Origin of the sequence: Streptomyces sp. NPDC059994, from assembly GCF_042737755.1 — a bacterium.
In the GTDB taxonomy this organism is placed as follows: Bacteria; Actinomycetota; Actinomycetes; order Streptomycetales; family Streptomycetaceae; genus Streptomyces.
In genome coordinates this window covers 1-25576 of record NZ_JBHWUR010000011.1, presented here as the reverse complement: position 1 = coordinate 25576, position 25576 = coordinate 1, and the positions used below count along the sequence as shown (strand labels likewise).

Genomic DNA, 25576 nt, shown 5'->3' with positions numbered 1-25576 from the left:
AACCGGGGCGCTGGCACTTCTTCTGGTCGCTCACGATTCCCCCCTCTGGTCAACGGGCCCGGGCTGTCTGGGAACCAGCACCTCCGCCGCCGCCCGCTGATACCGCAGCACCGCCTGCTCGGCGACGCGCAGATCGCAGGGCGCGGACCACAGCATCCGGCGCGCCGCGTCGTACCGTTCGATGAGCAGCGGGTCCTCGGCCATGCCGTGCCGGGCGACCTTCGCCTTGTACGCGTCGAGCCTGCCGCGCAGCTCCGCGCGGACCGCCAGCGGCGCGGTGACGGCCGTCAGCGACTCGCGGGCGCGCAGCAGTTCGTCCTCGGCCTCCCGCTCCAGGGATTCCAGGAGCGGCGAGAGCCGGTGCCACTGGGAGTGCCTGCGGTACTCGGCGGCGGCCACCAGGCGCTCCTGGAGCGCGGTCGGCGGGCCGCTCACCGCGGGCACCTCGGAGGCGGCGATCTTCGCGAGCACCTCGCCGCGCGCGGCCCGCGCCTCGGTCAGGGTGCGGTCCGCCCGTACGAGCACGTCCCGCAGCCGCACCAGCCGCTGCTCGGCATCCTGACGGACCGTCAGTACGGCGTCGATCTCCCGGCGTACGTCCTCCAGGGCGCGGGCCGCCCGGTCGTAGCGCTCGGTGTCCGGGCGGCCGCCGCCCGGCGCGGAGCTGCCCGGTGCGGGCACCCAGAACGCCAGCGGGTCCGACACCACCTGGGTCCGCAGCGAGGTCAGCTCCTCGGTGATCGACTCCAGGTCGTCGCCCGCGGGGTGCTCCCCGGGGCGCACGCCCACCGAGTGGGCCAGGCCCCGGGTGCGGTGCAGCTCGGCCGCCAGGAGGTCTATCCGGGCGGGCAGCGCCGACCACACCGCGTCGGCCGCGACAACCAGGTCGAGCGAGCGTGCGTACAGCTCGTTCATCCGGTTCACCAGCTGCTCCAGGGTGAACCGCTCGGTCAGCCGGGCCGGGCCGGTCAGTGTGGCGGCCTGGGAGGCCGATCCGGCGACCGTCACCGACTCGCCGCGCAGCCGCTCGGTCAGCTCCACCAGGTCCTCGCGGGAGGGCCAGCGGCGCCGCTCACGCAGCTCGCGGGCGCTGTCCAAAGCCCCCTTGTACGCGTCGAAGTACGCCCACAGCAAGGTGATCGACTGCTCGGTGGCGGCCCAGCGCTGCTCGGTGACCCCGGTGAGCCCGGCGCCTTCAAGCAGGCGCCGGCCCGCGTGGTCCTGGAGCGCGAGCAGCGAGGTCTCGATCGCCTCGTGCTCGGCGTCGAGCCGGGTCAGCGCACGGTCCACCTCGTCCCGGTCGAGCACCGGCCGGGCGGGCCTCCCCGAGGAGGAGCCGGGGAAGGATCCCGCGCCCATCGATCACCTCTCTGCTCTGCGTTGCTCTGCGGTCGTACGAACCGGGGTCAAGCCGGGTGCTATGAAAGGTACTTGGGCTCGGGCGGGCCGGATATCCCGGGCAGGTCGGCGGCGAGCCAGTCGCGGTAGGCCTTCATCCACAAGCTGTTCGTACCGCCGCTGCGGTAGTCCACCAGGACCTGGTTGATCCGCCGGACCAGGTCGGTGCTCTGCAGGTTGGCGGCCACCCCGTAGTACTCCTCGGTGAAGGGGTCGCCCTTCAGCTGCACCGCCGGGTCCTGCGCGGCCTGGCCCGCGGCGAGCGCGTTGTCCGTGACCACCGCGTCGACCTGGCCGAGCTGGAGGCGCACCAGGCAGTCCAGCTGGCTGGGCACGGTCAGGTCCTTGTAGAGGGCGCCGTACGCGTTCTTCTCCAGCGCGTCGAACGCGGTCGAGCCGGCCGCCGTGCAGACCTTCTTGCCCTTGAGCGTGGGGTTGTACCCGGTGATCGTCGAGTCCTTGGGCGCGAGCACCTGCTGCCCGGCCTTGAAGTAGGCGGAGGAGAAGGCGACCTGGCCGATCCGCTTGCAGTTGATGGTCATCGTCCGCACGACGATGTCGACCTGGTTCTTCTGGAGCGCCGGGACGCGCTGGCTGGTGGGGATGGTGCGGTAGATGACCGCGTCCGGGTCGCCCAGGATGTTCTTGGCGATCGCCCGCACCAGCTCGATGTCGAACCCTTCGAGCTGCCCGGTCGCCGGGTTGCGGTACCCCCAGCGGAAGCTGTTCTGGTCGACGCCCACGCGGAGCTTGCCGTTCTGCCTGATCTTCGCGACGGTCGGCCCGTCGTCGCCCGAGGGCGGCAGGCTGGCCTCGGGGTCCTTGCAGGTGTCGGCCTTCGCCTGGACGCCCTGCGCGATTCCCGGTCCGCCGACGCGTCCGCCGTCCTCGCCCGCTCCGTGCCGCGACAGCGGAACGAGCAGCGAAGCGGCGGCGGCACAGGCGAGCGCCATCCCGCCGACGCCGCCCCACCCGCGGAGCCTGCCCTTCCTGTTCATCGCGCCTCCTCCCAGGACCGCTGTGCCCCTCGGGCCGGTGTTCCCCTGTACCCCACGGTGTTCACCTGTACTCCGCGAGCCTGCGGCTGACGCCGACGCCGGCGGCCGCCGCGCCCAGCACCGCGAGCACCGCGGCGCCCAGCGGAAGCCCGGTGAGCGCGCCCTTGCCGTCGGAGGCGGCCCGGGTGAACTCGTGCTGCTCGTGGTCGATCGCCTTCTCCAGGGCCGCGTCGACCCGGTCGAAGGACTGGCCGGTGGAGCCGGACGCGCCGATGACCTGCTTCAGGGCGTCCTCGTAGGCACCGGCGTCGTCCGTCTCCCGGGCGCTCTTGTGCCGTTCCTGCCACTGGGTGACGCTGTCCTGCGCGTCCTTCACGGGCGTACGCCCCGAGCTGTCGTCGGCGAGCTCACCGGCCGAGCCGAGCTTGGCCACGAGGTCCTTCATCTCCGCCGCGTAATCCGTGTCGTACTGGTCCTTGCCGTCCTTGGTCTGGACGGCCCCGCGGGCCACCAGCGTCAGGTTCTCGTTGGCGCGGGCCTGGAGCGAGCTGATGCGGGCGTCGTTGAGCACCTTCAGCGACTCCTGCCCGTGCGAGCGCGAGGTCGACAGGTCGGCGGCGGCCACCGCGTGTCCGGCGGCCAGCCACAGCAGGACGACCACCGAGGCGGCGCTGGCCGCGAGCAGTCCGTGGTTGAGGACCCGGTTGGTGCGCAGGTAGTTGCGCCGCTGGACCCAGAACAGCGCGCCGAGCGCCACGACGCCGACCGCGAGCGCCGCGTACGGCCAGGTCCCGGCCTGGTCATAGTCGTCGTAGAGCCGGCCGGTCTCGGCCTCGTAGAGCTTCTGGGCGGCGGGCAGCAGCTGCTGGGTCATCCGCTCGTTCGCGTACCGCAGATAGGCGCCGCCGACCGGGAAGCCCTGGCGGTTGTTGGCGCGGGCCTGCTCGATCAGACCGTTGTAGACCGGCAGTTGCTCGTTGAGCGCGGCTATCGAGCGGCCGGAGTCGGAGGCGCCCGTCGTGTTGGCGGCGGCCTTCACCAGGAGGCGGGAGGCGGTCGCGATGTCCGACTCGTACCGCAGCCGGACGTCGTGGGGCTCCTGGGCGCCCGCGAGGAAGCCGCTCGCGGCGGCGGTGTCCGCGTCCGCGAGCGAGCGGTAGATGGAGGCCGCGTCGGCGCTCAGCGGCTGGCTGCGGCTCACCACGTCGTCGGCGGCGGCCGCCCGGTCGGAGACCTCCCAGGCGGTCACCGCGCCGAACGCCACGACGAGCAGCGCGACCACCGTGCCGATGATCCACAGCCGTCCCGGCTCGGTCGTCGCGGCGGCGCGCAGCCGCTCCCGGGACTCGGCCCAGCCGCCCCGGCGCGGTGCGGGGGCGGGCGGGTGCCCCGGGGCCGGTGGTGCCGATGCCGGTGCCGCCACCGGCGCCTGCGGTGCGCGTGTGCTCGGCGGGTGTGCCACTTGACCTCCCCCTTGGTCACCGAGTGCCTGGCCAGCAGTATGGACGCAGGGACCGACCACCACACAAGGGTTGACCTGATCTTGTTACCCGCTTGCTCCGCCCCTGCCCCCGCTGCCTCCCCACCATGTATACGCCGCTGGGATCGGATCGGTTCCACTCGGCGCGACCCGATGCGACGGCGCCCGCCCCGCGTCTACGCGCACCACCCCCCGCGCCTACGCGCGCACCACCGCCGCGCCTACGCGCGCACCCCCCCAAGTGCCTACGCGTACTGCCCGCGCAGCCTCCCGAACACCTCCGCCGGCGCTCCCACCGCGTCGAGCCCGAGCAGCCCCGCCCCCAGCACCGGCGAGGCCGCCACCACCAGCGGGACCGCCTTGGGCGCCCGGGCCGCCAGCAACGTACGCACCCCGCCGTCCAGTTGAGGATGGCGGGCGGCGAGGACGCTGCCGCCGAGCAGGACCGGTGTCGGTTCGTCCAGCAGGTCCAGGCGCTCCAGGGCGACCACGGTCAGCGCCACGATCTCCTCGGCCTGGCGGTCCACGAGTGCCCGGGCCACCGGGTCCCCGTCCGCCGCGACCGCGAAGAGCACCGGCGCCAGCTCGTGGCGGCGGGCGGGCGCCACCCGCTCCAGGTGGAGCGCCTCGATCAGCGCGTACATGGACGGCAGTCCGAAGTGCTCGGGCAGCGCCCGCTCCAGCGCCGTCGGCCCGCCCCGCCCGTCCTCGGCCCGCGCGGCGAACCACAGGGCCTCCTCGGCGAGTCCGCCGCCCCCGCCCCAGTCCCCGGAGATCTTGCCGAGCGCCGGGAAGCGGGCGGTGCGGCCGTCCGGGGTCATGCCGACACAGTTGATCCCCGCCCCGCACACCACCGCGACCCCGCGCGGCTCGGCGCCGACGGGCAGCCCGGCCCGCAGGATCGCGAAGGTGTCGTTGTACACCTTGACCGTGCCGCCCCAGCCGCGGGCCGCAAGCGCCTCGGCCAACTGGCGCTCCTCGACCGGCAGATCGGCGTTGGCCAGACACGCGGAGACGTGGTCGACCGCCACCGGCCCGGTGTCGCCGGCCGCCGTCCACGCCCGTACGACCGTCTCCGCCAGCGCGTCCACCGCCCTCCCGATGCCCACGGCGGGAGGCCGGAAGCCGCCGCCCCGTGCGGCGCCAAGGACCGTGCCGTCCGGGCCGATCAGTGCGACGTCGGTCTTGCTGTTGCCCGCGTCGATCGCCAGCACGCTCATGCCCACGCGAGGTGCTCCCGGTTGTGCGCGATCAGCCGGTCGGTGAGGCCCTCGGCGTACTCGTACTGGCCGACCAGCGGATGCGCGAGCAGCGCCCGGAACACCCGGTCGCGGCCGCCGCGCAGCGCGGCCTCCAGGGCCAGGTCCTCGTACGCGGTGACGTGCGCGATCAGCCCCGCGTACAGCGGGTCGAGGTCGGGCACGGCCAGCGGCACCGGGCCGCTCGCGTCGACCCGTGCCTGCACCTCGATCACCGCGTCGTCGGCGAGGAACGGCAGAGTGCCGTTGTTGTACGTGTTGACGACCTGCACGGGGCTTCCCCCGTTGCCGAGCAGCGAGGCGGCCAGGTCCACGGCCGCCTCCGAGTAGAAGGCGCCGCCGCGCTTTCCGAGCAGCTCCGGCTTCTCGTCGAGCGCCGGGTCCCCGTACATTGTCAGCAACCGCCGTTCCATTTCCGCGACTTCGGCCGCCCGTGACGGCTTGGTGCCCAGCTCCCGCACGACCTCGTCGTGCGCGTAGTAGTAGCGCAGATAGTACGAAGGGACGACGCCCAGCCGGTCGAGGACCTGCCGGGGCAGACGCAGGTCGTCCGCCACCGCGTCCCCGTGCTCGGCGAGCAGCTTCGGCAGCACGTTCTCCCCGGCGGGGCCGCCCAGGCGCACCCCGAGCTCCCAGGTGAGGTGGTTGAGGCCCACGTGGTCCAGGTGCACCTCGCCGGGTGCGACGCCGAGCAGCTTCGCGAACTTGCGCTGGAAGCCGATGGCGACGTTGCAGAGCCCGACCGCCTTGTGGCCGGCCTGCAGCAGCGCGCGCGTGACGATGCCCACCGGGTTGGTGAAGTCGATGATCCAGGCGTCGGGGTTGGTGCGCCGCACCCGCTCCGCGATGTCCAGGACCACCGGGACGGTCCGCAGCGCCTTGGCCAGGCCGCCCGCGCCGGTCGTCTCCTGGCCCACACAGCCGCACTCCAGCGGCCATGTCTCGTCGCGCTCGCGGGCCGCCTGGCCGCCGACGCGCAGCTGGAGCAGCACCGCGTCGGCGCCCTCGACGCCCGCGTCCAGGTCGGAGGTGGTGGTGATCCTGCCCGGGTGGCCCTGCTTGGCGAAGATGCGCCGGGCGAGGCCGCCGACCAGCTCCAGACGGTCGGCCGCGGGGTCGACGAGGACCAGTTCCCCGATGGGCAGGGCGTCCCGCAACCGGGCGAATCCATCGATGAGTTCGGGGGTGTAGGTCGATCCTCCGCCGACCACGGTGAGCTTCATTTCTAACCCTTCACTCCGGTGAGCGTGACACCCTCGACGAACGCCTTCTGCGCGAAGAAGAACACGAGGATCACGGGGGCCATGACCAGTACGGTCGCGGCCATGGTCAGGTTCCAGTCGGTGTGGTGCGCGCCCTTGAAGGACTCCAGGCCGTACGACAGCGTCCAGGCGCCCGGGTTCTCCGAGGCGTAGATCTGTGGCCCGAAGTAGTCGTTCCAGGCGTAGAAGAACTGGAAGAGCGCGACCGCGGCGATCCCCGGCCTGGCCATCGGCAGCACGACCCGCAGCAGGGTCCGCAGCTCCCCGCAGCCGTCGACCTTCGCCGCGTCCAGGTACTCGTTGGGGATGGTCATCAGGAACTGCCGCAGCAGGAAGATGGAGAACGCGTCGCCGAACGCCATCGGGATGATCAGCGGCCAGAGCGTGCCGGACAGGTCCAGCTGCTTCGCCCAGAACAGGTACATCGGGATGATGATCACCTGGGGCGGCAGCATCATCATCGAGATGACCAGCATCATCGACAGATTGCGGCCGCGGAAGCGGAACTTGGCGAGCGCGTAGGCCACCGGGACGGAGGACACCACCGTCAGGACGGTGCCGAGCCCGGCGTAGAGCAGGGTGTTCTTCCACCAGGTGAGAAAGCCGGGGGTGTCGAACACCTTCTTGTAGTTGGACCACTGCCAGTGGTCGGGGACCAGGTCGCGGGTGAGTGTCTGCTGGTTGTCCATCAGCGAGGTGAGCACGATGAACACGAACGGCAGCACGAAGAAGAGCGCCGCCGCGACGCCGAGGGCGTGCACGCCGATCCAGTGCAGGAGCGCCTTGCGGCGGGCGACACGGGCCGCCGGGGTCGTCACCGGGGCATCCAGTGCGTACGTCATGTCGGCCATCTGCCTAGTCACCTGCTTGGATCAGTCCGCCACGGCGCCGCATCAGGAGTGCGGTGAAGGCCATGGAGAGGGCGAAGAGGACCAGGGCGACCACGCAGGCGGAGCCGTAGTCGAAGCGCTGGAAGCCGAGGTTGTACACCAGCTGCGGCAGGGTCAGCGTCGACCTGTCCGGATAGCCGGGCTCGAACGGCTGCCCGGAGCTGCCGATGATCCCCGAGGCGACCTTTCCGGCCACCAGTGGCTGGGTGTAGTACTGCATGGTCTGGATGATCCCGGTGACCACCGCGAACATCACGATGGGCGAGATGTTCGGCAGCGTCACGAACCGGAACCGCTGCCAGGACGAGGCCCCGTCCAGCTCGGCCGCCTCGTACTGCTCCTTGGGCACGTCGAGCAGCGCGGCCATGAAGATCACCATCAGGTCCCCGACGCCCCACACCGCGAGCATGGTCAGCGCGGGCTTGGACCAGGCGGGGTCGGTGAACCAGTCCGGCGCCGGTATCCCGAGGTCGGACAGGACCGAGTTGACCGGCCCCGTACCGGGGTTGAGCAGGAAGACGAAGGCGAGCGTGGCGGCGACGGGCGGCGCGAGGTAGGGCAGGTAGAACAGCGTCCGGAAGACCCCGGTGGCCGTCTTGATCTTGGTGATGAGCAGCCCGATGCCGAGCCCGAAGGCCACCCGGCAGACCACCATGACCACCACCAGCCACAGCGTGTTGCGCAGCGCGGGCCAGAACAGCGGGTAGTCGTTGAAGACGTACGACCAGTTCTTGAACCCGTTGAAGGTGGGGTCGGCGAACCCGTCGTAGTGGGTGAAGGAGAAGTAGACCGTGGAGATCAGCGGGTAGGCGAAGAAGACGCCGAAGCCGATCAGCCACGGGGACATGAAGGCGGCCGTCCGCAGCGCCGCCCGGCGGCGCTTGGCGCGCAGTGTGTACGTGGTCATGGGTGCTCCGCGATGCTCGTCGGTCCGGGCCCGGCCTACTTGGCCTGGTCGATCGCGGTGTCGATCTCCTTGGCGGTCTTCTCCAGACCGGCCTGGATGTCGCCCTGCTTGCCCTTCTCGACGTCGTAGCCGAGGCTCTGGATCGACACCAGGTACTGTCCGCCGTTGACGGAGGCCGGGCTGGTCGTCGAGTTCGGGTTCTGCGCGATGTCCAGGAACGTCTTGAAGCGCGGGTCGTACTTCAGGTTCGGCGACTTGAGCGCCTCCAGCGTGGAGGGCACGTTGTGGATCGCGTTGGCGAAGTCCACGACCGCCTCGGTGTTGGTCGTCATGTACTTCACCAGCTCCCAGGCGGCGTTCTGCTTGCTGGAGGTGGCGGCGATGCCCGCGATGGTCCCGGTGATGTAGCCCTTCCCGTAGGTCGCGGCCTGGTCGTCCGGTACGGGCAGCGGCGCGACCCCGATCTCGAACTTCGGCTTGGTGTCCTCGGCCATTCCGAGCCGCCACTCGCCGTCCATCTGCATGGCGACCTGGCCCAGGTGGAAGGGGTGCTTGGCGCCGAACTCGTCACCGAAGCCCGACCGGAACCGCTCCAGCTTCTGGAACCCGCCGAGGTCCTCCACCAGCTGCTTCTGGAAGGCGAACCCCTTGGCGAAGACCGGGTCCTTGGCGATGTTCGACCTGCCGCTGGAGTCGAAGTACGTGGGCGACCACTGCGCGATGTAGTGCTCGGTCGTCGACTCGTAGCCGTGGTAGTCCGGCATGAACCCGAGCTGCTCGTACGAGCCGCCCTTCGCCTTGGTCAGCTTCTTGGCGTCCGCGGCGAACTCGCCCCACGTCCTGGGCGGACCGGCGATCCCGGCGGCCTTGAAGGCGTCCTTGTTGTAGTAGAGCGCGTAGGCGTCGCCGAGCAGCGGGAGCGTGCAGCGCATGCCCTCGAACTGCGTGTACTCGTTCATCGCCTTCGGGAAGGTCTTCGCGGGGTCGATCCCGTCCTTCTTCAGGAAGGGGGCGAGGTCGACGAAGGCCTTGGACGAGCAGAACTTGCCGACGTTGTTGGTGGTGAAGGAGGAGACCACGTCCGGCGCGCTCGAACCGCCCGCGCGCAGCGCCTGGTTGATCTTGTCGTCGTTGATGTTGCCGACGACCTTCACATGGATGTTGGGGTGCGCCTTCTGGAAGGCGTCCACGTCGGCCTGGATCGCCTTGACCTCCTCCGGGGCGCTCCACCCGTGCCAGAAGGTGATCGTCGTCTCCTTGGAGGCGTCGTCCTCGGCGGAGGAGCTGCTCTGGCCCGTACAGGCGGAGGCGAACAGGGCGATGGAGGCGGTCACGGCGAGCGCGGCGGCCGACTTCCGGCGGTTTGGGCTGTTTCCGGACATGGCGGTGTCTCCCGGGGCGGGGGCGGAGGAACGGGGATGTGTGGTTCTCACGTGCGAAGGGGGTCAGCGGGAGGTGTCGAAGACCTCGTCGCGGGTGGCGGCGAGGGCGCTCTCCAACGCGCCGCGCAGTACGGGGTGGTGGCGGACCTCGCCGATCACGAGCCGGGGCCGGGAGGCGGCGAGCTCGCCCAGCTCGTGCTGCACGAGCGCGCGCAGCGGCTCACCGCCGGCGGAGATCAGCGCGCCGGACAGTACGACGAGCTCGGGGTCGAGCACGGCGACCATGGAGGCGAGACCGGTGGCGAGGCCGGTGGCGAAGGTTTCGAGGAGACGGCGGGTGGGGGAGTCGGGGGCGGAGGCGTCGGGGGCGGACGTCTCCATGGCCTGGGCCGCCCGCGCGACCAGGGCGGTGGCGACCTCGATGGGCGTGCCGCCGGGGATGTCCGCGACGCCGAACTCCCTGGCCAGCCGGGGCACTGCCTGCCCGCCCGCCAGCTCCTGGAAGCCGCCGGAGTTCGCCTTGGTGACGTGCCGTACGAGCGGGGCGCCCGGCACCGGCAGGAAGCCGACCTCGCCGGCGCCGCCGGTGAACCCGCGGTGCAGCCGCCCGCCGAGGACGAGCGCGGCGCCGAGGCCGCCCTCGTTCCACAGCAGCACGAAGTCGTCGTGGCCGCGCGCGGCGCCGAGCCGCTGCTCCGCGATGGCGGCGAGGTTGACGTCGTTCTCGTACTCGACCGGCATCGGCAGCGCGGCCGCGAGCTCGTCGAGGAGGGCGGGGGAGTGCCAGCCGGGCAGATGGGAGGCGTACCGCAGCCGCCCGGTGCCGGGGTCGAAGGCGCCGGGCGTGCCGATGACGACGCGGTGCAGATCGCCCCGGACGAGGTCGGCGGCCTTCACGGCGCCGTCGAGCGCGTCGGTGACCTGCCGCACCACGGACTCGCCGGCCCTGCGCCCCGGGGTGCGCACCTCGAACTCCCCGACCACGTCCCCGGCGACGTCCGCGACGGCGGCCCGGATCCGCTCGGGCGTCACATCGAGCCCGGCGACGTACGCGGCACGCGCGTTGACCGCGTACAGCTGCGCGTTGGGCCCGGGCCGCCCCTCGGTGGTCCCGGTCGCGACGACCAGCCCCGCCGCTTCGAGCCGCGCGAGCAGCTGCGACGCGGTCGGCTTGGAGAGCCCGGTGAGCTTCCCGATCCGGGTACGGGACAGGGGCCCGTGCTCAAGGAGCAGATCGAGGGCGGCGCGGTCGTTCATGGCGCGGAGTACGCGCGGCGTTCCCGGGGTAGTACCGGCCACGACGGCTGCACCTGCCCTTCACCTCTGAGGCGGCTTTCCCACGTCACTGTTAGGAAAGTTTCCTATCCGTTGGGGGAGAAAGTAGGCCGCGGTTCAGGCGGCGTCAATGGGTGGGGCTCCGGGGGCTACCAAAGCGTTACCTGGGCGGGGTTGGCGGCGATCGTGGCGGCGTCGCACCCCACTTCGACCCATCTCCTGTGCATATGTGGCGAGTTGGCCGGGGCCTGTGGGGCTCGTGTTCCCGGAGAGCCGCTTTCTGGCGGGATATGACGCTCCGGAACCATGTATTCGCCCATAGTGTCGACGCCTTCACGAGATCACCTCATATGTGAAGGCTGGGGCCGTCGAGGATGTGGGGCAAGAATTTTCGTGTGGGGGAGTGGATCGCCTGGCTCGCCGTCGCGGGCTTCGTCGTGGCGGCTCTGGTGGCGTGGAGAACCTGAATACCGAAGGCGCTGCGTCCTGAACGCGAGGGGCGCCCCCGCCGGCCACCGGCAGGGGCGCCCCTCGCCCACGTACGCGGGTACTACTTCGCCAAGCTCTGCCCCGGCGGTATCGGCGCCGTCGCCAGCGACTGCGGAGAAGTCGGGTTGTTCAGGGCCGAAGGGGCGGCCACGGCGGCCGACGGGTCCGGGGCCGGGTCCTCGGCCGGGAGCGGCGCGCCGCCCACGATGCGGATGCCCGCCGCGTCCAGGGAGCGCTTGACGCGCCAGCGCAGTTCGCGCTCCACGCCCAGCGCCTTGCCCGGCATCGTCTTCGCCGAGACGCGGATCACCATCGAGTCGAGCAGCACCTCGTTGAGGCCGAGGACCTCGACCGGGCCCCACAGCCGCTCGTTCCACGGCTCGTCCTTGGCCATGGACTCCGCGGCCTGGGTGATGGCCGCGCGGACGCGGTCCAGGTCCTCCGTCGGGCGGACCTGGACGTCGACGGCCGCCGTGGCCCAGCCCTGGCTGAGGTTGCCGATGCGCTTGATCTCTCCGTTGCGCACGTACCAGATCTCACCGTTGTCGCCGCGCAGCTTCGTCACGCGCAGGCCGACCTCGACCACCTCGCCGGAGGCCACGCCCGCGTCGATCGAGTCGCCGACCCCGTACTGGTCCTCCAGAATCATGAAGACGCCGGAGAGGAAGTCCGTGACGAGGTTGCGCGCGCCGAAACCGATCGCCACACCCGCGACACCCGCCGAGGCGAGCAGTGGCGCCAGGTCGATGTTGAGGACGCCCAGGACCATCAGGGCCGCGGTGCCCATGATCAGGAAGGACGCCACCGAGCGCAGGACCGAGCCGATGGCCTCCGAGCGCTGGCGGCGGCGCTCCGCGTTGACCAGGAGGCCGCCGAGCGCCGTGCCCTCCACCGCCTGGGCACTGCGGTTCATCCGGTCTATGAGTTTGGTCAGCGCCCGGCGGACCAGTACCCGCAGCACCGACGCGATGATCACGATCAGGAGGATGCGCAGGCCGAGGGCGAGCCACGTCGACCAGTTCTCCTCGACCCAGCCCGCGGCCTCCGTGGCCGACTTCTGGGCGTCGTCGAGGGTGACCGGCGTGGTCGTCGGAGCGGTGGGATCGGACGGGGATCCGGCGGCCAGTACAGCGGGCCAGTGCACGGGGGGAACCTCCAGGCATTGCGCTGCCGACGGTGCGACGGCAGGCCAACCACACTAACGGGGCAACCGGAGTGCTTGGTTGCCGTGTTCGAGGGAGGGACACGGCGGACCTGGGGATGTAGTGGAGTGTGGTCGAAAACACTTCAGGGCCGTTACCCGGACGTGGTGGCGCTTCGACCAGGCATGAGGAGAGACTGAAGGCAGATCGTCCCGGCGCGAGCCACGCGCCGCCGGCGTACAAGGAGGCATCCACCGTGCCGCACGTCCTGGTCCTCAACGCGTCGTACGAGCCCCTCGGCGTCGTACCGCTCCGCCGCGCGCTCGTCCTCGTGCTCGAAAACAAGGCAGTCTGCCTAGAGGAATCCGGCGCCTTCATGCACAGCGCGACCCGGGCCGTGCCCGCTCCCAGCGTGGTCCGGCTCAAAAGATTCGTACGGGTCCCCTACCGGGGGCCCGTTCCGCTGACCCGCCGTGCGCTCTTCGCGCGAGACGGCGGGCGCTGTATGTACTGCGGTGGCGTCGCAACCAGCGTCGACCACGTGATTCCGCGCAGCCGCGGCGGTCAGCACGTCTGGGACAACGTGGTGGCGGCCTGCCGCCGCTGCAACCACGTCAAGGCCGACCGGCACCTGCTGGAGCTCGGCTGGCGCCTGCGCCACCAGCCCGCTCCGCCCAGCGGTCTGGCCTGGCGCATCATCGGCACGGGGCACCGGGACCCACGCTGGCTCCCGTACCTCCAACCGTTCGGCGCGGACGACGCCCTGGCCCGGATCGACGGCATCTCCGCCTGAGACCGGGCCTTCGTCGTCCCTGAGCGGGGACCGGTCCGCCGGTCCCCAGCTCGTCCGTGTCCTGCTACGGCGCCACGCCGTACGCCTCCACCGACCACAGCGAGTACCCGTACGGGGTCGCCCGTGTCACGCCCTGCACCCGGATGAATCGGGCGTCGGGCGCGTCCATGCGGACCGCCTCCCGGCCGCCCTTGCCGTCGCGCACGGTCGCCGCCGTGCGCCAGGTGCGGCCGTCCGGGGAGACCTGCACGGTGTAGGCGCTGGCGTACGCGTCCTGCCAGGTCAGCACCACCAGGCCGATCCGGGTCCGGGCCGGCAGCTCGGCCTGCCACCAGGCGTTGTCCTGCGCCGGGGAGGACCAGCGGGTCGACGGGTCGCCGTCGGACGCCGCGCGCGCCGGGAACGCCGGGGTCTCGTCGCCCGAGGAGGCGGCCGCGGCCCCCGCGATCAGATCGGGACCGGCCGTGCGCGGATACGCCCGTACGGTCAGGACGCGCTCCTGCCCGGAGAAGACGACCGGCACCCGGTACTCGCCCGCCGGGGTGCCCGGCGCCACCGACACCTCCACCGGGACGCTCACCGCCGCTCCGCGCGGCACCGTGAGCGCGCCGGGGGCCTTGACGGTGATGCCCCGGGGCGCCTTCGCGCTGAGCGTGCCCCTCACATCCGCGGGCCGGGTGGACGTCAGCACGGCCGCCACCCGCTGCGGCTTCCCGCCGATCTCCGCGTCCGCCTCGTCCCGGGCCAGATCGAGCCGGGCCCGCGGCTCGTCGGCGAACCACGGGACCAGATGCCGTACGGACCGTACGGAGGAGGCCGGGCCGGTCACGCGGACGGCGTCGGCGCGCACGCCCCGCGCGGCGCTCTGGGTCCAGCCGCTGGGCGAGAGCGGCCCCAGGCTGCGCCAGCCCACGCCGGGCAGATGTACCTGCACCAGCGCCCCGCCCTCGGCCCAGGCGACCCGCCCGGGACCGGGCCCCGGCCCCCACGCGGCGTCCTCGACGGGCTGGGCGCCCGCCGTGGCCCAGGCCGGCGGGCCGGAGCCCGGGCCGACCGAGGGGCTCGGCCCGGCGCCGGAGTCGTCCATGACGGTGACCGCCTCCACCGGGCGGACCCGGTCCAGGCGCACGGTGTACGCGTCCGGCGAGACGCTGACGTCCCCGGTGGGCCGGTCCGCGCCCGTCCAGGTGGCCGACGCCCCGGCCGCGCGGGTCAGGAACACGTCCAGGACGCCCTTGCCGACGGTGACCGAGCCGGTGGCGGCGGCCCGGCGCAGCGGCTCCAGGGCGAGCGTGGCCCGCCAGGCGGCCGCGCCGTCGCCGTGCGCCTGCGCCTGGAGCATGTCGACGGCGGTCTCCCCGGCCCGGCCGTACCGGGCGAGCCGGTCGGCCCAGGGGCGCACCTCGTCGGCGAGCGCGCCGCTGTCCGCGAGCCGCGCGGGGGTCTGGCGCATCACCGTGAACGCCGCCCGCAGCCGCGCCGCGGCCCGGTCCCGCGCCGCCGCGTCCGCCGAGCCGCGCGAGGTCCAGAACGCGTCGAGCAGCGGGCGCAGATAGGCCGACTCGGCGCTGCTGAGGACCGACGACGAGTCGTTGCCCGCCAGCGCCGTGAGCGCCTCGCCCAGCGGCGCGTCCCCGTCCGCGAGGTCCGCGATGGCCGCCCGCCAGGAGGCCTCCGGCTCGTAACCCTGCGGGTTCCAGGCGTAGTCGGCCGCCGTGAACAGCGGGATGCGGGAGGCCGACGCCTGCGCCATGGCGTTGGTGAGCAGGGCGGCCGAGCCGGTGGCGACGGCGGGCTCGCGGCCCGTGTAGGGGCCGAGGAAGATCCGTCCCGGCGCCCAGTCGTTCACCGGGTAGTTGTCCATCGTCACCAGAGGATGCCCGAACGCGGCCCGCGCGCCCGCCAGTTCGCGCCCGGTGATGGTGCGCGGCACCACCCCGACGCCCGTCCAGGCGACCTGTACGCGCGCGTCGAGCCCGTCCGCCAGGGCGGAGCGGTAGGTGGTGGCGCCGTCCTGGTAGTACTCGGTCGGCATCAGCGACAGCGGCTGCGCGCCGGGGTGGCGCTCGGCCAGGTGCGCGGCGACGGCGTTCGCCACGCGCGCGTGGGCGCGGGCCGCGGCGGCGGGTCCCCGCCCGAAGGTGTGCGCGTCCTGCCCGCAGTGCCACTCGCTGTAGCTGACGTCCTGGAACTGGAGCTGGAAGGCGCGCACACCCAGCGCCCACATCGAGTCGAGCTTGCGGAGCAGCGCCTTGAGGTCCTTGTCGGAGGACAGGCACATCTCCTGGCCGGGCGCGACCGCCCAGGCGAGCGTGACGTGGTTGGCGGCGGCGCGGGCGGCGATCGCCCGGAAGCCGGCGCGCTGGTCGGCCGGGTAGGGGTCGCGCCAGCGGGCCTGGCGGTACGGGTCGTCGCCCGGCGCGTACAGATAGCGGTTCTGCTTGGTTCGGCCCATGAAGTCGAGCTGGCCCAGGCGCTGTTCGCGCGTCCAGGGCTGCCCGTAGAAACCTTCGGTCGTGCCGCGCACCGCGGTGGCGGGCCAGTCGCGCACCCGCACCCCGGGCAGTGTGGCGTCGCCCCGCCGGTCCTGCCCGAGGAGCTGGCGCAGGGTCTGTACGGCGTGGAAGAGCCCGTCCTCGCCGACCCCGTCGAGCGCGACCGTGTCCCGCCCGCCGGCCCGGCCGACGCCGATCCGGTACCCGCCGGACGGCAGGTCCCCGCGCTCGGCCACCCGCAGGGCGCGCAGCGCGTCCTGCGCGCCGCTCCCGCCGACGCGGAACACCGGCCCGGCGCCCCGGAGTCCGTAGTGCAGGGTGGTGACACCGGCCCGGTCCAGTACGTCCGCGAGCGCGGCCACCGCGTACGGGTCCGCGCCCGGGTCGGCGATCAGGACGGCCTCGGAGCCGAAGCGCAGCCCGGGCCCCGCGTGCTTGACGGACTGCGGCCGGGGCCAGACCGCCGGGGTGTCGTCCCGTACCGCGTCCTTCGGCAGGCCCGTGGCGGAGGGCTGTTCGGGGGCGGGGGGATCCACGGGTGCCGCGAGGGCGCCGGGTGCCGCGCCGAGCAGCCCGCCGATGACGGCGACCGCGACGGCCGTCGCCCGCTTCCCGCGCCCGAACTGCACGCCGATCTCCTCGCCTGGGCGGACTTGTGGAAGTCCGGTGCGGTACCGCGCCACTTCAGGGGCGCGGGGAGCTGCGCGACGAGCCACGGACAGCCCGAAGACAGCGAACCCCGTTTCCAGCGGAGCGCCTTAGGCACCGCTCTTGCGACCGCCCGCACCGCAACCGGCCCCGAGCCCACCACCCCCGTGGCGAGGGTGTCAATGCGCGTGACTGTTGTGCCGGAATTGCCCGTTCCGGTGACCTGAGTCACACGGGTGCGGTGACGGTCGTGACACCCCCGGCGTTGTACGTCTGGGAGTCCGCCCACTGGGTAGGGCTGCTGTGTCCCCCGTTGCCGACCCTCGTGGAGCCCTCCGTGGCCGTCTCCGCCCTTGAACAGCCCCTGACCAGCGAACCTCCGCTGGCCGACGCCGCCCCGCTGACCAGCGAACCTCCGCTGGCCGACGCCGCCCCGCTGACCAGCGAGCCTCCGCTGACCGAGGCGGCGCCCCTGACCAGCGAACCGACCCCGGTGGCCGCGCCAGCCGGAGCCTGACGCCATGACCCTCGCCCGGCTCGCCGCGCTGCACGGCGTCGCCACGTCCTACGCCCCGTCGGCCGACCGCACGGTCCCGGTCCCGGACGCCACGGTCGTCGCCGTCCTCGCGGCGCTGGGCGTCGACGCGGCCACCCCGGAGGCGGTGAGCGCGTCCCTCGCCACCGCCGAACTGGCCTCGGCGGCCCGCCTGTTGCCCCCGACCGTGGTCCACTGGCACGCCCAGGGCCCGCCGTCCGCGCCCCCGCCGTCCGCGCCCCCGTCGCTCGCCGCCCTGCCGCCCGGCACCCACGTCCGCGTCGAGACGGAGGACGGCGGGGAGGCCGACTGGACGGCGCCGGGCACCAAGGGAGCCGGGCCGCGGGCCCCCTGGCCCGACCTCCCCCTCGGCGTCCACCGGGCGACCGCCCGAACCCCCGACGGCCGCGCGGCCCGCACCACCCTCGTCGTCGCCCCCGAGCGCACCCCGCAACCCCCCGCCCGCACCCACGGGTTCCTCGTGCAGCTCTACTCGCTGCTCTCCGCCCGCTCCTGGGGCATGGGCGACCTCGGGGACCTCGCCGAGGTCGCGGGCTGGGCCGGGCGGGCCGTGGGGGCGGGGTTCCTCCAGGTCAACCCGTTGCACGCGGCCGTCCCCGGCACCCCCACCGACCCATCCCCGTACCGCCCCTCCTCACGCCGCTTCCCCGACCCCGTACACCTGCGGATCGAGGACATCCCGGAGTACGCCTACGTACGCGAGCGGAAGCGGCTCGACGAGCTGCTGAAGGCGGCGGACGCGCTGCGCCGGTCGGTGCTCGACGACGGTGAGCTGATCGACCGGGACGCGGTGTGGGCACTGAAGCGCGAAGCCCTGGAAGCCGTCCACGCGGTGCCGCAGGCGCCCGGGCGGCGGGCCGCGTACTGCGACTACCTGGCGCACCAGGGCCAGGCCCTGGAGGACCACGCCACCTGGTGCGCGCTCGCCGAGCGGTACGGGCCCGACTGGACCCGCTGGCCGGGCGGGCTGCGCGACCCCCGCTCGGCCGCCACCGCCCGCGCCCGGCGCGAGCTCATCGACCGGGTCGACTTCCACACCCGGCTCGCCTGGCTCACCGACACCCAGCTCGCCGCCGCCCAGCGGGCCGCCCGGGACGCCGGGATGGCGGTCGGCCTCGTCCACGACCTCGCCGTCGGGGTGCACCCGGGCGGCGCCGACGCCTGGGCGCAGCAGCGCACCTTCGCCCAGGGCATGTCGGTGGGCGCGCCCCCCGACGCCTTCAACGCGCGCGGCCAGGACTGGGGGCTGCCGCCCTGGCGCCCCGACGCCCTCGCCGCCTCCGGATACGCCCCGTACCGAGGACTCCTGCGCAATCTGCTGCGGCATGCCGGAGCCCTGCGCATCGACCATGTGATGGGCCTCTTCCGGCTGTGGTGGGTACCGCGGGGACAGGAGCCGACGGCGGGCACCTATGTGCGCTACGACGCCGAGGCGATGCTCGCCGTGCTCGTCCTGGAGGCCCACCGGGCGGGCGCCGTGGTCATAGGGGAGGACCTGGGCACGGTCGAGCCCGGCGTACGGGAGGCCCTGAGCCGGCGCGGGGTGCTCGGCACCTCGGTGCTCTGGTTCGAGCGCGACTGGGAGGGCACCGGCCGCCCGCTGCCCCCGGCCGCCTGGCGCGAGGCGTGCGTGGCCACCGCCACCACCCACGACCTGCCCTCCACGGCCGCCCGGCTCACCGGCGAGCACGTCGGGCTGCGCCACCGCCTGGGGCTGCTCACCCGCCCGCTGGCCGAGGAACAGGCCGAGGACGCGGCCGAGGTGGGGGAGTGGCTGTCCTATCTGGCCCGGCTCGGGCTGCTGCCCGAGGGCGCCCGGGGCGAGGAGGGCGCGGTGCGGGCGGTCTACCGGTTCCTGCTGCGCACCCCGGCCCGGATGATCGGCGTGTGGCTGCCGGACGCCGTGGGCGACCGCCGTCCGCAGAACCTGCCGGGCACCTGGGACCAGTACCCCAACTGGCGCCTGCCGGTGGCCGGGCCGGACGGCCGCCCGCTCGCCCTGGAGGACGTGGTCTCCTCACCCCGGCTGCACGGCCTGATGCGGTTGTTCGCGGCCGGCCCGGGCGCCGCGGCGGCGGGTGTGCGGACTCGTACGGCACCCCCGGGCGCGCGCCCCACTTAGGCGTTCGCTACGTTTGCACCGTGGACAAGAAGAACACCCTGCGCGCCGGCGCCGTGGCAGCCGGTACGACGCTGATGATGCTGCTCATGTCGGCCCCCGCCCTCGCGGTCACCCGCGACGACGGCGACGACCCGGGCTCCGGCCTGAGCGTGTTCGACACGATCGGCCTGTACGTGATCGCGCCCCTCGCGCTCTTCGCGGTCATCGCCGGTCTGGTCATGGTCCTCGACAAGTCGAAGAAGGCCTGACCGACCACGTTTCACGCGCTGTGAGGCGCTTTGCGGTACGAGTGGCACTCGTACCGCAAAGCGCCTTTTCTTCGTTCTCTCCCGGCTCTTCCGGTCGCCTCAGTGCGCCGAGAGCAGCTTGCGCAGCAGGGCGTTCAGCTGCTCCGCCTCCGCCGCGTCGAGCACCCCGTCCAGCACCTCGTGCTGCATCTCCAGGCCCGCCGTCACCGACTCGTCGACGATCTCCCGGCCCTTGTCGGAGAGGGTGACGCGCAGCCCGCGCCGGTCGTTCGGATCCGGGCTGCGGCTCAGCAGCCCGGCGTTCTCCAGCTTGTCCAGCCGTCCGGTCATCCCGCCGGTGGTGAGCATCAGGGTCGCCGAGAGCTGGCGCGGCGAGAGCGTGTAGGGCTCGCCGGAGCGCCGTAGCGTCGCCAGTACGTCGAACTCACCGCGCGAGATCCCGAACCGCTTGTACTCCTTCTCGATCCGGTCGCCCATGGCCCGGGAGATGCGGTAGACGCGCCCGTAGACGGCCATCGGAACGGTGTCGAGGTCGGGTCTGACCTCCGCCCACTGTGCGGTGATGGCGTCGACGGGGTCACTGGGGGTCGCAGTCATGGACACCAGTATCCGAGCGGATTGGATCGGACGCAAGAAAGTTGCTTGACGGAAAGTAGCTTACGAGTAAGCTACTTCCTATGAAGCGAACCCAGAGCCGCATAGCCACCGTCGCCCTCACCGCCCTCGCCCCGGTCTCCTGGGGTTCCACCTACGCCGTGACGACTGAATTCCTCCCGGCGGACCGGCCGTTGTTCACGGGCATGATGCGGGCACTGCCCGCCGGGCTCGCACTCCTCCTCGTCACCCGGCGATTGCCGCGGGGGGAGTGGTGGTGGAAGGCGGTGGTCCTGGGGGCGCTCAACATTGGGGCCTTCTTCCCGCTCCTCTTCCTCGCCGCCTACCGGCTGCCCGGTGGCATGGCCGCCGTGATCGGCTCCCTCGGGCCGCTGTGGGTGGCCGGGCTCGCCGCGCTCTTCCTCGGTGAACGCCCGTCCCTGCGGACCCTGCTCACCGGGATCGCGGCGGCCCTCGGGGTGAGCCTGGTGGTCCTGAAGGCGACGGGGGCGCTGGACACCGTCGGGGTCGTGGCCGGGGTCGCCTCGTCCGCGTCGATGGCCGCCGGGACCGTGTTCACCAAGCGGTGGGGGCGGCCCGAGGGGGTCGGGCCGCTGGTGCTCACCGCGTGGCAGCTGACCGCGGGCGGGCTGCTGATCGCGCCGGTCGCCTTCCTGATCGAGGGCGCGCCGCCCGCGCTCGACGGGCGCAACCTCGCGGGCTACCTCTACCTCGCCCTGGTCAACACCGCTGTCGCGTACTGGCTCTGGTTCCGCGGTATCGGCCGCCTCACCGCCACCTCGGTCACTTTCCTCGGCCCGCTGTCGCCGCTCACCGCCGCCGTCATCGGCTGGGCCGCGCTCGGCCAGGCGCTCACCCCGCTCCAGCTCACCGGGATGGCGATCGCCTTCGGGGCGACGCTGGCGGGCCAGTACGTGCCGAGGGTCCGAACGGCGCCGACGAAGGTCGAACCGTTCAGTTCTACTGGACAGATCAGCCGAAAAGATTCGATGGACCTGATGGTTCCGGCGGTGCGACGGTAATCCGGCACCCACCGCCGACCACCGAAGGGGCAGCGACCGCCGGGGCAGTCCTGGAGCGTGACCGAACCACCGCGACCCTCACGAGGGCGAGGCGGGCCAACGGGCCCGGGCTCGCCCTCGCGGGCGTCGCGACCGTCGTCTGGTCGGGCAGCTTCGTCGCCTCCCGGGCCCTGCGCGACTCGGTCCCCCCTGCGGGCCGGCTTCTGGCGCTGGATCATCGCGCTGGTGGTGGTGGTGGTGGTGGTGGTGGTGGTGGTGGTGGTGGTGGTGGCGGTGGCGGTGGCGGTGGCGGTGGCGGTGCGGTGGGGTGGCGGTGGCGGCGCGGTGGCGGTGGCGGCGCGGTGGGGTGGCGCCGGTCGCGGCCCGCGAGACCTGGCGCCAACGGGCCCTGATCCGCCGCCACTTGCGCCTCCTCCTGCCGGCCGCCCTCCTCGGCGTCACGGTCTGCGACACCCCCGTCAACCAGGCCGGACTCTCCACCTCGGCGGGCAACACGGGGGCTGCGCCTCCGGACCCCCGTCGCGGGGCCTGCGGCTTCGGGGCTCCGCCCGGCCCCCGGTCCGCGAACGCCGGAGGGGCTGAATTCCGGCCGGGCCCCGTTCTGCCTACCTAGGGGCGCGGGGAACTGCGCGACCAGCCCCCACCGAACCCGCAGACGAACCAGGGCCCCACCCCGACCCCACCCCGACCCCCACCCCCGGAGGGTTGAGGGAACGGGCGGGGGTGGGGGGCAAAACCGCTACGACGACGCCGCGTCCGCCTCCTGGGCACGGAGCGCCCGCTCCACTCCCGCCCGGGACTCCGAGATCAGGCGGCGCAGGGACGCGTTGGGAGCGGCGGAGGCCAGCCATGCGTCCGTGGCGTCCAGGGTCGCCCGGGAGACCTGGAGAGACGGGTACAGTCCCGTCGCGATCTGCTGCGCGATCTCGTGGGAACGCGACTCCCACACGCCCTTCACCGCCGCGAAGAACTTCTCCGTGTAGGGGGCGAGGAGTTCCCGCTGGTCCGTCTGGACGAAGCCGCCGATCACCGCTTCCTGCACCGCGTTCGGCAGAGCGTCACCCTCGACCACGGACGCCCACGCCTCGGCCTTCGCCGAGGCCGTCGGACGCGCGGCGCGCGCGGTGGCGGCGTGGCGCTCGCCCGCCGCCGTACGGTCCCGCTCCAGCTCCGCCGCGATGGCCTTCTCGTCGGCCCGGCCGGTCGCCGCGAGCCGCTCAAGGAACGCCCAGCGCAGCTCGGTGTCGACGGCCAGGCCGTCCACCGTCTCGGTGCCGTCCATCAGCCCCTGCAGCAGGTCGAGCTGCTCGGCCGTACGGGCCGTGGCCGCGAACGCCCGCGCCCACGCCAGCTGGTGGTCGCTGCCGGGCGCCGCCGCGCGCAGCTGCTCCAGGGACGCCTCGGTCCAGCGGGCCAGACCCGTCTCGCGCCACTCGGGCGCCGCGTACAGCTCGATGGCCAGCTTCACCTGGCGGTGCAGGGACTGCACGACGCCGATGTCGGACTCCTTGGCGATGCCCGAGAGCACCAGCGCCAGGTAGTCGCGGGTTGCCAGCTCGCCGTCGCGCGTCATGTCCCAGGCGGAGGCCCAGCACAGCGCGCGCGGCAGCGACTCGGCGAAGTCGCCGAGGTGCGCGGTGACGACCTTCAGGGACTCCTCGTCGAGGCGCACCTTCGCGTACGAGAGGTCGTCGTCGTTGAGGAGGACGACGGCCGGACGGCGGGTGCCCGCCGGGAGCTCGACGGCCGTGCGCGCCCCGTCCACGTCCAGCTCGATGCGGTCGGTGCGGACCAGCTTGCCCGTCTCGTTCAGCTCGTAGAAGCCGATCGCGATCCGGTGCGGACGCAGGGTCGGCTCGCCCTGGGCGCCGGCGGGCAGCGCGGGTGCCTCCTGGAGGACGGTGAAGGAGGTGATGGCGCCCTCGCCGTCGACCTCGATCTCCGGGCGCAGGATGTTGATGCCGGCCGTCTCCAGCCACGCCTTCGACCAGGTCTTCAGGTCGCGCCCGGAGGTCTTCTCCAGCGCGCCCAGCAGGTCGGAAAGGCGCGTGTTGCCGAACGCGTGCGCCTTGAAGTACGCCTGCACGCCCTGGAAGAACTCGTCCATGCCGACGTAGGCCACGAGCTGCTTGAGGACGGAGGCGCCCTTGGCGTACGTGATGCCGTCGAAGTTGACGAGCACGTCGTCGAGGTCGCGGATGTCCGCCATGATCGGGTGCGTGGACGGCAGCTGGTCCTGCCGGTACGCCCAGGTCTTCATGGAGTTGGCGAACGTGGTCCAGGCGTGCGGCCACTTGGAGCCCGGCGCGTACGCCTGGCAGGCGATCGAGGTGTAGGTGGCGAACGACTCGTTCAGCCACAGGTCGTTCCACCACTCCATGGTGACCAGGTCGCCGAACCACATGTGGGCGAGCTCGTGCAGGACGGTCTCGGCGCGCACCTCGTACGCGGCGTCGGTCACCTTGGACCGGAACACGTACTGGTCGCGGATCGTCACCGCGCCCGCGTTCTCCATCGCGCCCGCGTTGAACTCCGGCACGAAGAGCTGGTCGTACTTGGCGAACGGGTAGTCGTAGTCGAACTTCTCCTGGAACCAGTCGAAGCCCTGCCGGGTCACGTCGAAGATCTCGTCCGCGTCGAGGAACTCGGCGAGCGAGGGACGGCAGTAGATGCCCAGCGGCACCGACTGGCCGTCCTTCTCGTACACGCTGTGCACCGAGTGGTACGGGCCGACGATCAGCGCCGTGATGTAGCTGGAGATCCGGGGCGTCGGCTCGAAGACCCACACGTCGTCGGCGGGCTCGGGCGTCGGCGAGTTCGAGATCACGGTCCAGCCGGAGGGGGCCTTCACGGTGAACTGGAAGGTCGCCTTCAGGTCCGGCTGCTCGAAGGAGGCGAAGACGCGGCGCGCGTCCGGCACCTCGAACTGGGTGTACAGGTACGCCTGGTCGTCGACCGGGTCGACGAACCGGTGGAGGCCCTCACCCGTGTTGGTGTACGCGCAGTCCGCGACCACCTTCAGCTCGTTCGGGCCCGCCTCCAGACCGGCCAGCGCGATCCGCGAGTCCGCGAACACGGCGGCCGGGTCGAGCGCGGTCCCGTTGAGGACGACCTCGTGCACGGCGGGCGCGACGAGGTCGATGAACGTCTGCGCACCGGCCTCGGCGGAGTCGAAGCGCACGGTGGTCACGGACCTGTAGGTCCCGCCCTCCTGCGCGCCGCTCAGATCGAGCTCGATCGCGTACGAGTCGACGCTCAGCAGCTCCGCGCGCCGCTGGGCCTCTTCACGGGTCAGATTCGTGCCAGGCACCCGGCCATCTCCTTCAGAAAAACTCAGCTAGATCCATCAGATCGTGACGGTTCCGGCCATCCTTGCACGAGACGTACCGGGGGCGTACAGGGCTTTTGCCCGGGGGCTCCAAGTCCGAATTCCGCCGGTGGGGGGCGGGACGGGTCGGCACGCTGGACCCATGAAGAAGACGACGGCCTACACCGCACACGCGATCCCGCCCGCCGCACTTGAGGAGCTCCGCGCCACGGACGACGCCGGGCACCCCTGTGTCCCCTTCACCGACGAGGAGGGCGGCGCCCCGCTGCGCTGCTGCCTGCGTCCCAGTGAGCCGGGCGAGCGCATCGCGCTCGTCTCGTACGCGCCGCTGCGCCGCTGGGCGGCCGAGACGTGGGCGAAGCCGGGGGCGTACGACGAGCAGGGGCCGGTGTTCATCTGCGCGCGGTGCGACGGGCCGGGGCGCGGGGTGGAGGGCTATCCGTTCGCCCGCGCGGGCGCGCTGCGGACGGTCCGCCGGTACGACGCGGAGGGGCGGATCGTGGGTGGCCGTATGTTGTCGGTCCCGGAGGACGCGACGTCGGGCTACGAGGAGGCCTTCGCGGAGGCGTTCGCGGACCCGGAGGTGGTGTTGGTGCATGTGCGGGCGCTGGAGTACGGGTGCTTCCTCTACGAGGTGCGGCGCGCCTGACGCCTGCGGCGGGTGTATCCCCCACCCCGCCCCTTCCCGAAAGCCCTCAGCCGGGCGGCCGGGTGCGTCGTCTGCGGACCGGTGGGGGCTGGCCGCGCGGTTCCCCGCGCTCCACCGAAAGCCCTCAGCCGGGCGGCAGGGTGCGTCGTCTGCGGACCGGTCGGGGCTGGTCGCGCAGTTCCCCGCGCCCCTTGGGCACCCCCGGCCCCTCCGGCGTGCAAGGAGCGGGCCCCTTCAGGGGCGCGGGGAACTGCGCGCCCAGCCACAGGCGACCCGCAGAGGAACGGGGCCCGGGGCGGAGCCGGGGGCGGGGGCGCAGCCCCAGCGGGGCACCGGGGGCGAGGGCCCCCCGTGAGCGGGGTGCAGGGGCCGCAGGGTCGTAGCTCCGCCAGGGGTACCGAGGGGTAGAGCCCCAGCGAAGGGGCGCGGGGCCGCAGCTCCGCCAGGGGTGCAGGGGTGCAGCCCCGCCCGGGGGTCCGGGGGCGTAGCCCCCCGCGAAGGGCCGCAGGGCCGCAGCTCCGCCAGAGGGGTACCGGGGGCAGAGCCCCCGCTAGGGGTGCAGGGGCCGCAGGCCCCGTGAAGGGGTGCGGGGTAGCAGCTCCGCCTGGGGTGCAGGGG

At 72.8% G+C, this 25576-nt stretch carries 19 protein-coding genes and 1 pseudogene; 7 read left to right on the top strand and 13 right to left on the bottom strand.

The features are described from left to right. Nucleotides 1-30 precede the first annotated feature (30 nt). The 10 genes from ACFWA7_RS08940 to ACFWA7_RS08895 form a co-directional block, all read right to left on the bottom strand. A complete protein-coding gene (locus ACFWA7_RS08940) occupies nucleotides 31-1359 on the bottom strand; it encodes a hypothetical protein (RefSeq protein WP_385542366.1) in 1329 nt (442 codons plus the stop codon). 59 nt (nucleotides 1360-1418) lie between these two features. After that, nucleotides 1419-2396: a glutamate ABC transporter substrate-binding protein gene (locus ACFWA7_RS08935; RefSeq protein WP_385821872.1), complete on the bottom strand. Its 978-nt coding sequence runs from the start codon at nucleotides 2394-2396 to the stop codon at nucleotides 1419-1421. Between the two features lie 61 nt (nucleotides 2397-2457). Continuing rightward, nucleotides 2458-3858, bottom strand: coding sequence for a hypothetical protein (locus tag ACFWA7_RS08930; RefSeq protein WP_385821870.1), 1401 nt, complete (start codon nucleotides 3856-3858; stop codon nucleotides 2458-2460). A gap of 263 nt (nucleotides 3859-4121) precedes the next feature. After that, nucleotides 4122-5096, bottom strand: a complete 975-nt coding sequence (locus tag ACFWA7_RS08925) for an N-acetylglucosamine kinase (protein ID WP_385542360.1) — start codon at nucleotides 5094-5096, stop codon at nucleotides 4122-4124. Then, on the bottom strand, nucleotides 5093-6358 hold the full coding sequence (locus ACFWA7_RS08920; RefSeq protein ID WP_385542358.1) for a 6-phospho-beta-glucosidase: 1266 nt from the start codon (nucleotides 6356-6358) through the stop codon (nucleotides 5093-5095). The genes ACFWA7_RS08925 and ACFWA7_RS08920 overlap by 4 nt, the downstream gene beginning before the upstream one ends. A 2-nt stretch (nucleotides 6359-6360) precedes the next feature. Continuing rightward, nucleotides 6361-7239 carry a carbohydrate ABC transporter permease gene (locus ACFWA7_RS08915; RefSeq protein WP_385542385.1) on the bottom strand — a complete coding sequence of 293 codons (879 nt, stop codon included), beginning with the start codon at nucleotides 7237-7239 and terminating at the stop codon, nucleotides 6361-6363. A gap of 13 nt (nucleotides 7240-7252) precedes the next feature. Further along, nucleotides 7253-8194: a carbohydrate ABC transporter permease gene (locus ACFWA7_RS08910; RefSeq protein ID WP_385542356.1), complete on the bottom strand. Its 942-nt coding sequence runs from the start codon at nucleotides 8192-8194 to the stop codon at nucleotides 7253-7255. A 35-nt stretch (nucleotides 8195-8229) separates the two neighbouring features. Continuing rightward, nucleotides 8230-9576 (bottom strand): ABC transporter substrate-binding protein, encoded by a 1347-nt coding sequence (locus ACFWA7_RS08905; RefSeq protein WP_385821868.1) that lies wholly within the window; start codon nucleotides 9574-9576, stop codon nucleotides 8230-8232. A 63-nt stretch (nucleotides 9577-9639) separates the two neighbouring features. Further along, complete coding sequence (locus tag ACFWA7_RS08900; RefSeq protein WP_385821866.1) at nucleotides 9640-10875, bottom strand: ROK family transcriptional regulator; 1236 nt, start codon at nucleotides 10873-10875, stop codon at nucleotides 9640-9642. 526 nt (nucleotides 10876-11401) lie between these two features. Further along, nucleotides 11402-12484, bottom strand: coding sequence for a mechanosensitive ion channel family protein (locus tag ACFWA7_RS08895; RefSeq protein WP_385542350.1), 1083 nt, complete (start codon nucleotides 12482-12484; stop codon nucleotides 11402-11404). Nucleotides 12485-12738: 254 nt separating this feature from the next. Here ACFWA7_RS08895 and ACFWA7_RS08890 point away from each other — a divergent pair, with 254 nt between their 5' ends. After that, nucleotides 12739-13275 (top strand): HNH endonuclease, encoded by a 537-nt coding sequence (locus tag ACFWA7_RS08890; RefSeq protein ID WP_385542348.1) that lies wholly within the window; start codon nucleotides 12739-12741, stop codon nucleotides 13273-13275. 64 nt (nucleotides 13276-13339) lie between these two features. Here the strand turns inward: ACFWA7_RS08890 and ACFWA7_RS08885 are convergent, their stop codons facing one another. Next, entirely contained in the window at nucleotides 13340-16399 is a 3060-nt protein-coding gene (locus ACFWA7_RS08885) for a beta-N-acetylglucosaminidase domain-containing protein (protein ID WP_385821863.1), read from the bottom strand. Between the two features lie 332 nt (nucleotides 16400-16731). Between ACFWA7_RS08885 and ACFWA7_RS08880 the strand changes: the two genes are divergently transcribed. From ACFWA7_RS08880 to ACFWA7_RS08870, 3 genes are read left to right on the top strand one after another with little or no spacing between them, the layout of a single operon-like run. After that, the gene (locus ACFWA7_RS08880) at nucleotides 16732-16935 is read left to right on the top strand and encodes a hypothetical protein (protein ID WP_385821968.1); all 204 of its coding nucleotides are present in this window, start codon (nucleotides 16732-16734) and stop codon (nucleotides 16933-16935) included. Nucleotides 16936-16939: 4 nt separating this feature from the next. Beyond that, on the top strand, nucleotides 16940-19096 hold the full coding sequence (gene malQ / locus ACFWA7_RS08875) for a 4-alpha-glucanotransferase (protein WP_385821861.1): 2157 nt from the start codon (nucleotides 16940-16942) through the stop codon (nucleotides 19094-19096). A 20-nt stretch (nucleotides 19097-19116) separates the two neighbouring features. Continuing rightward, nucleotides 19117-19344 (top strand): hypothetical protein, encoded by a 228-nt coding sequence (locus ACFWA7_RS08870; RefSeq protein ID WP_371652754.1) that lies wholly within the window; start codon nucleotides 19117-19119, stop codon nucleotides 19342-19344. Nucleotides 19345-19443: 99 nt separating this feature from the next. Here ACFWA7_RS08870 and ACFWA7_RS08865 read toward each other — a convergent pair whose 3' ends face one another. Beyond that, on the bottom strand, nucleotides 19444-19941 hold the full coding sequence (locus tag ACFWA7_RS08865; RefSeq protein WP_385821859.1) for a MarR family winged helix-turn-helix transcriptional regulator: 498 nt from the start codon (nucleotides 19939-19941) through the stop codon (nucleotides 19444-19446). Between the two features lie 80 nt (nucleotides 19942-20021). On the opposite strand from ACFWA7_RS08865, the gene ACFWA7_RS08860 reads away from it, so the two are divergent. Both ACFWA7_RS08860 and ACFWA7_RS08855 read left to right on the top strand, forming a co-directional pair. Further along, entirely contained in the window at nucleotides 20022-20981 is a 960-nt protein-coding gene (locus ACFWA7_RS08860; RefSeq protein WP_385821857.1) for an EamA family transporter, read from the top strand. A gap of 50 nt (nucleotides 20982-21031) precedes the next feature. Continuing rightward, nucleotides 21032-21209, top strand: a pseudogene (locus tag ACFWA7_RS08855) (EamA family transporter); the annotation flags it as partial. A 511-nt stretch (nucleotides 21210-21720) separates the two neighbouring features. On the opposite strand, the gene pepN reads toward ACFWA7_RS08855, so the two are convergent. Continuing rightward, complete coding sequence (pepN, locus tag ACFWA7_RS08850; RefSeq protein WP_385821855.1) at nucleotides 21721-24291, bottom strand: aminopeptidase N; 2571 nt, start codon at nucleotides 24289-24291, stop codon at nucleotides 21721-21723. A 160-nt stretch (nucleotides 24292-24451) separates the two neighbouring features. On the opposite strand from pepN, the gene ACFWA7_RS08845 reads away from it, so the two are divergent. Continuing rightward, entirely contained in the window at nucleotides 24452-24958 is a 507-nt protein-coding gene (locus tag ACFWA7_RS08845; RefSeq protein WP_385542334.1) for a DUF1203 domain-containing protein, read from the top strand. Nucleotides 24959-25576: the final 618 nt, after the last annotated feature.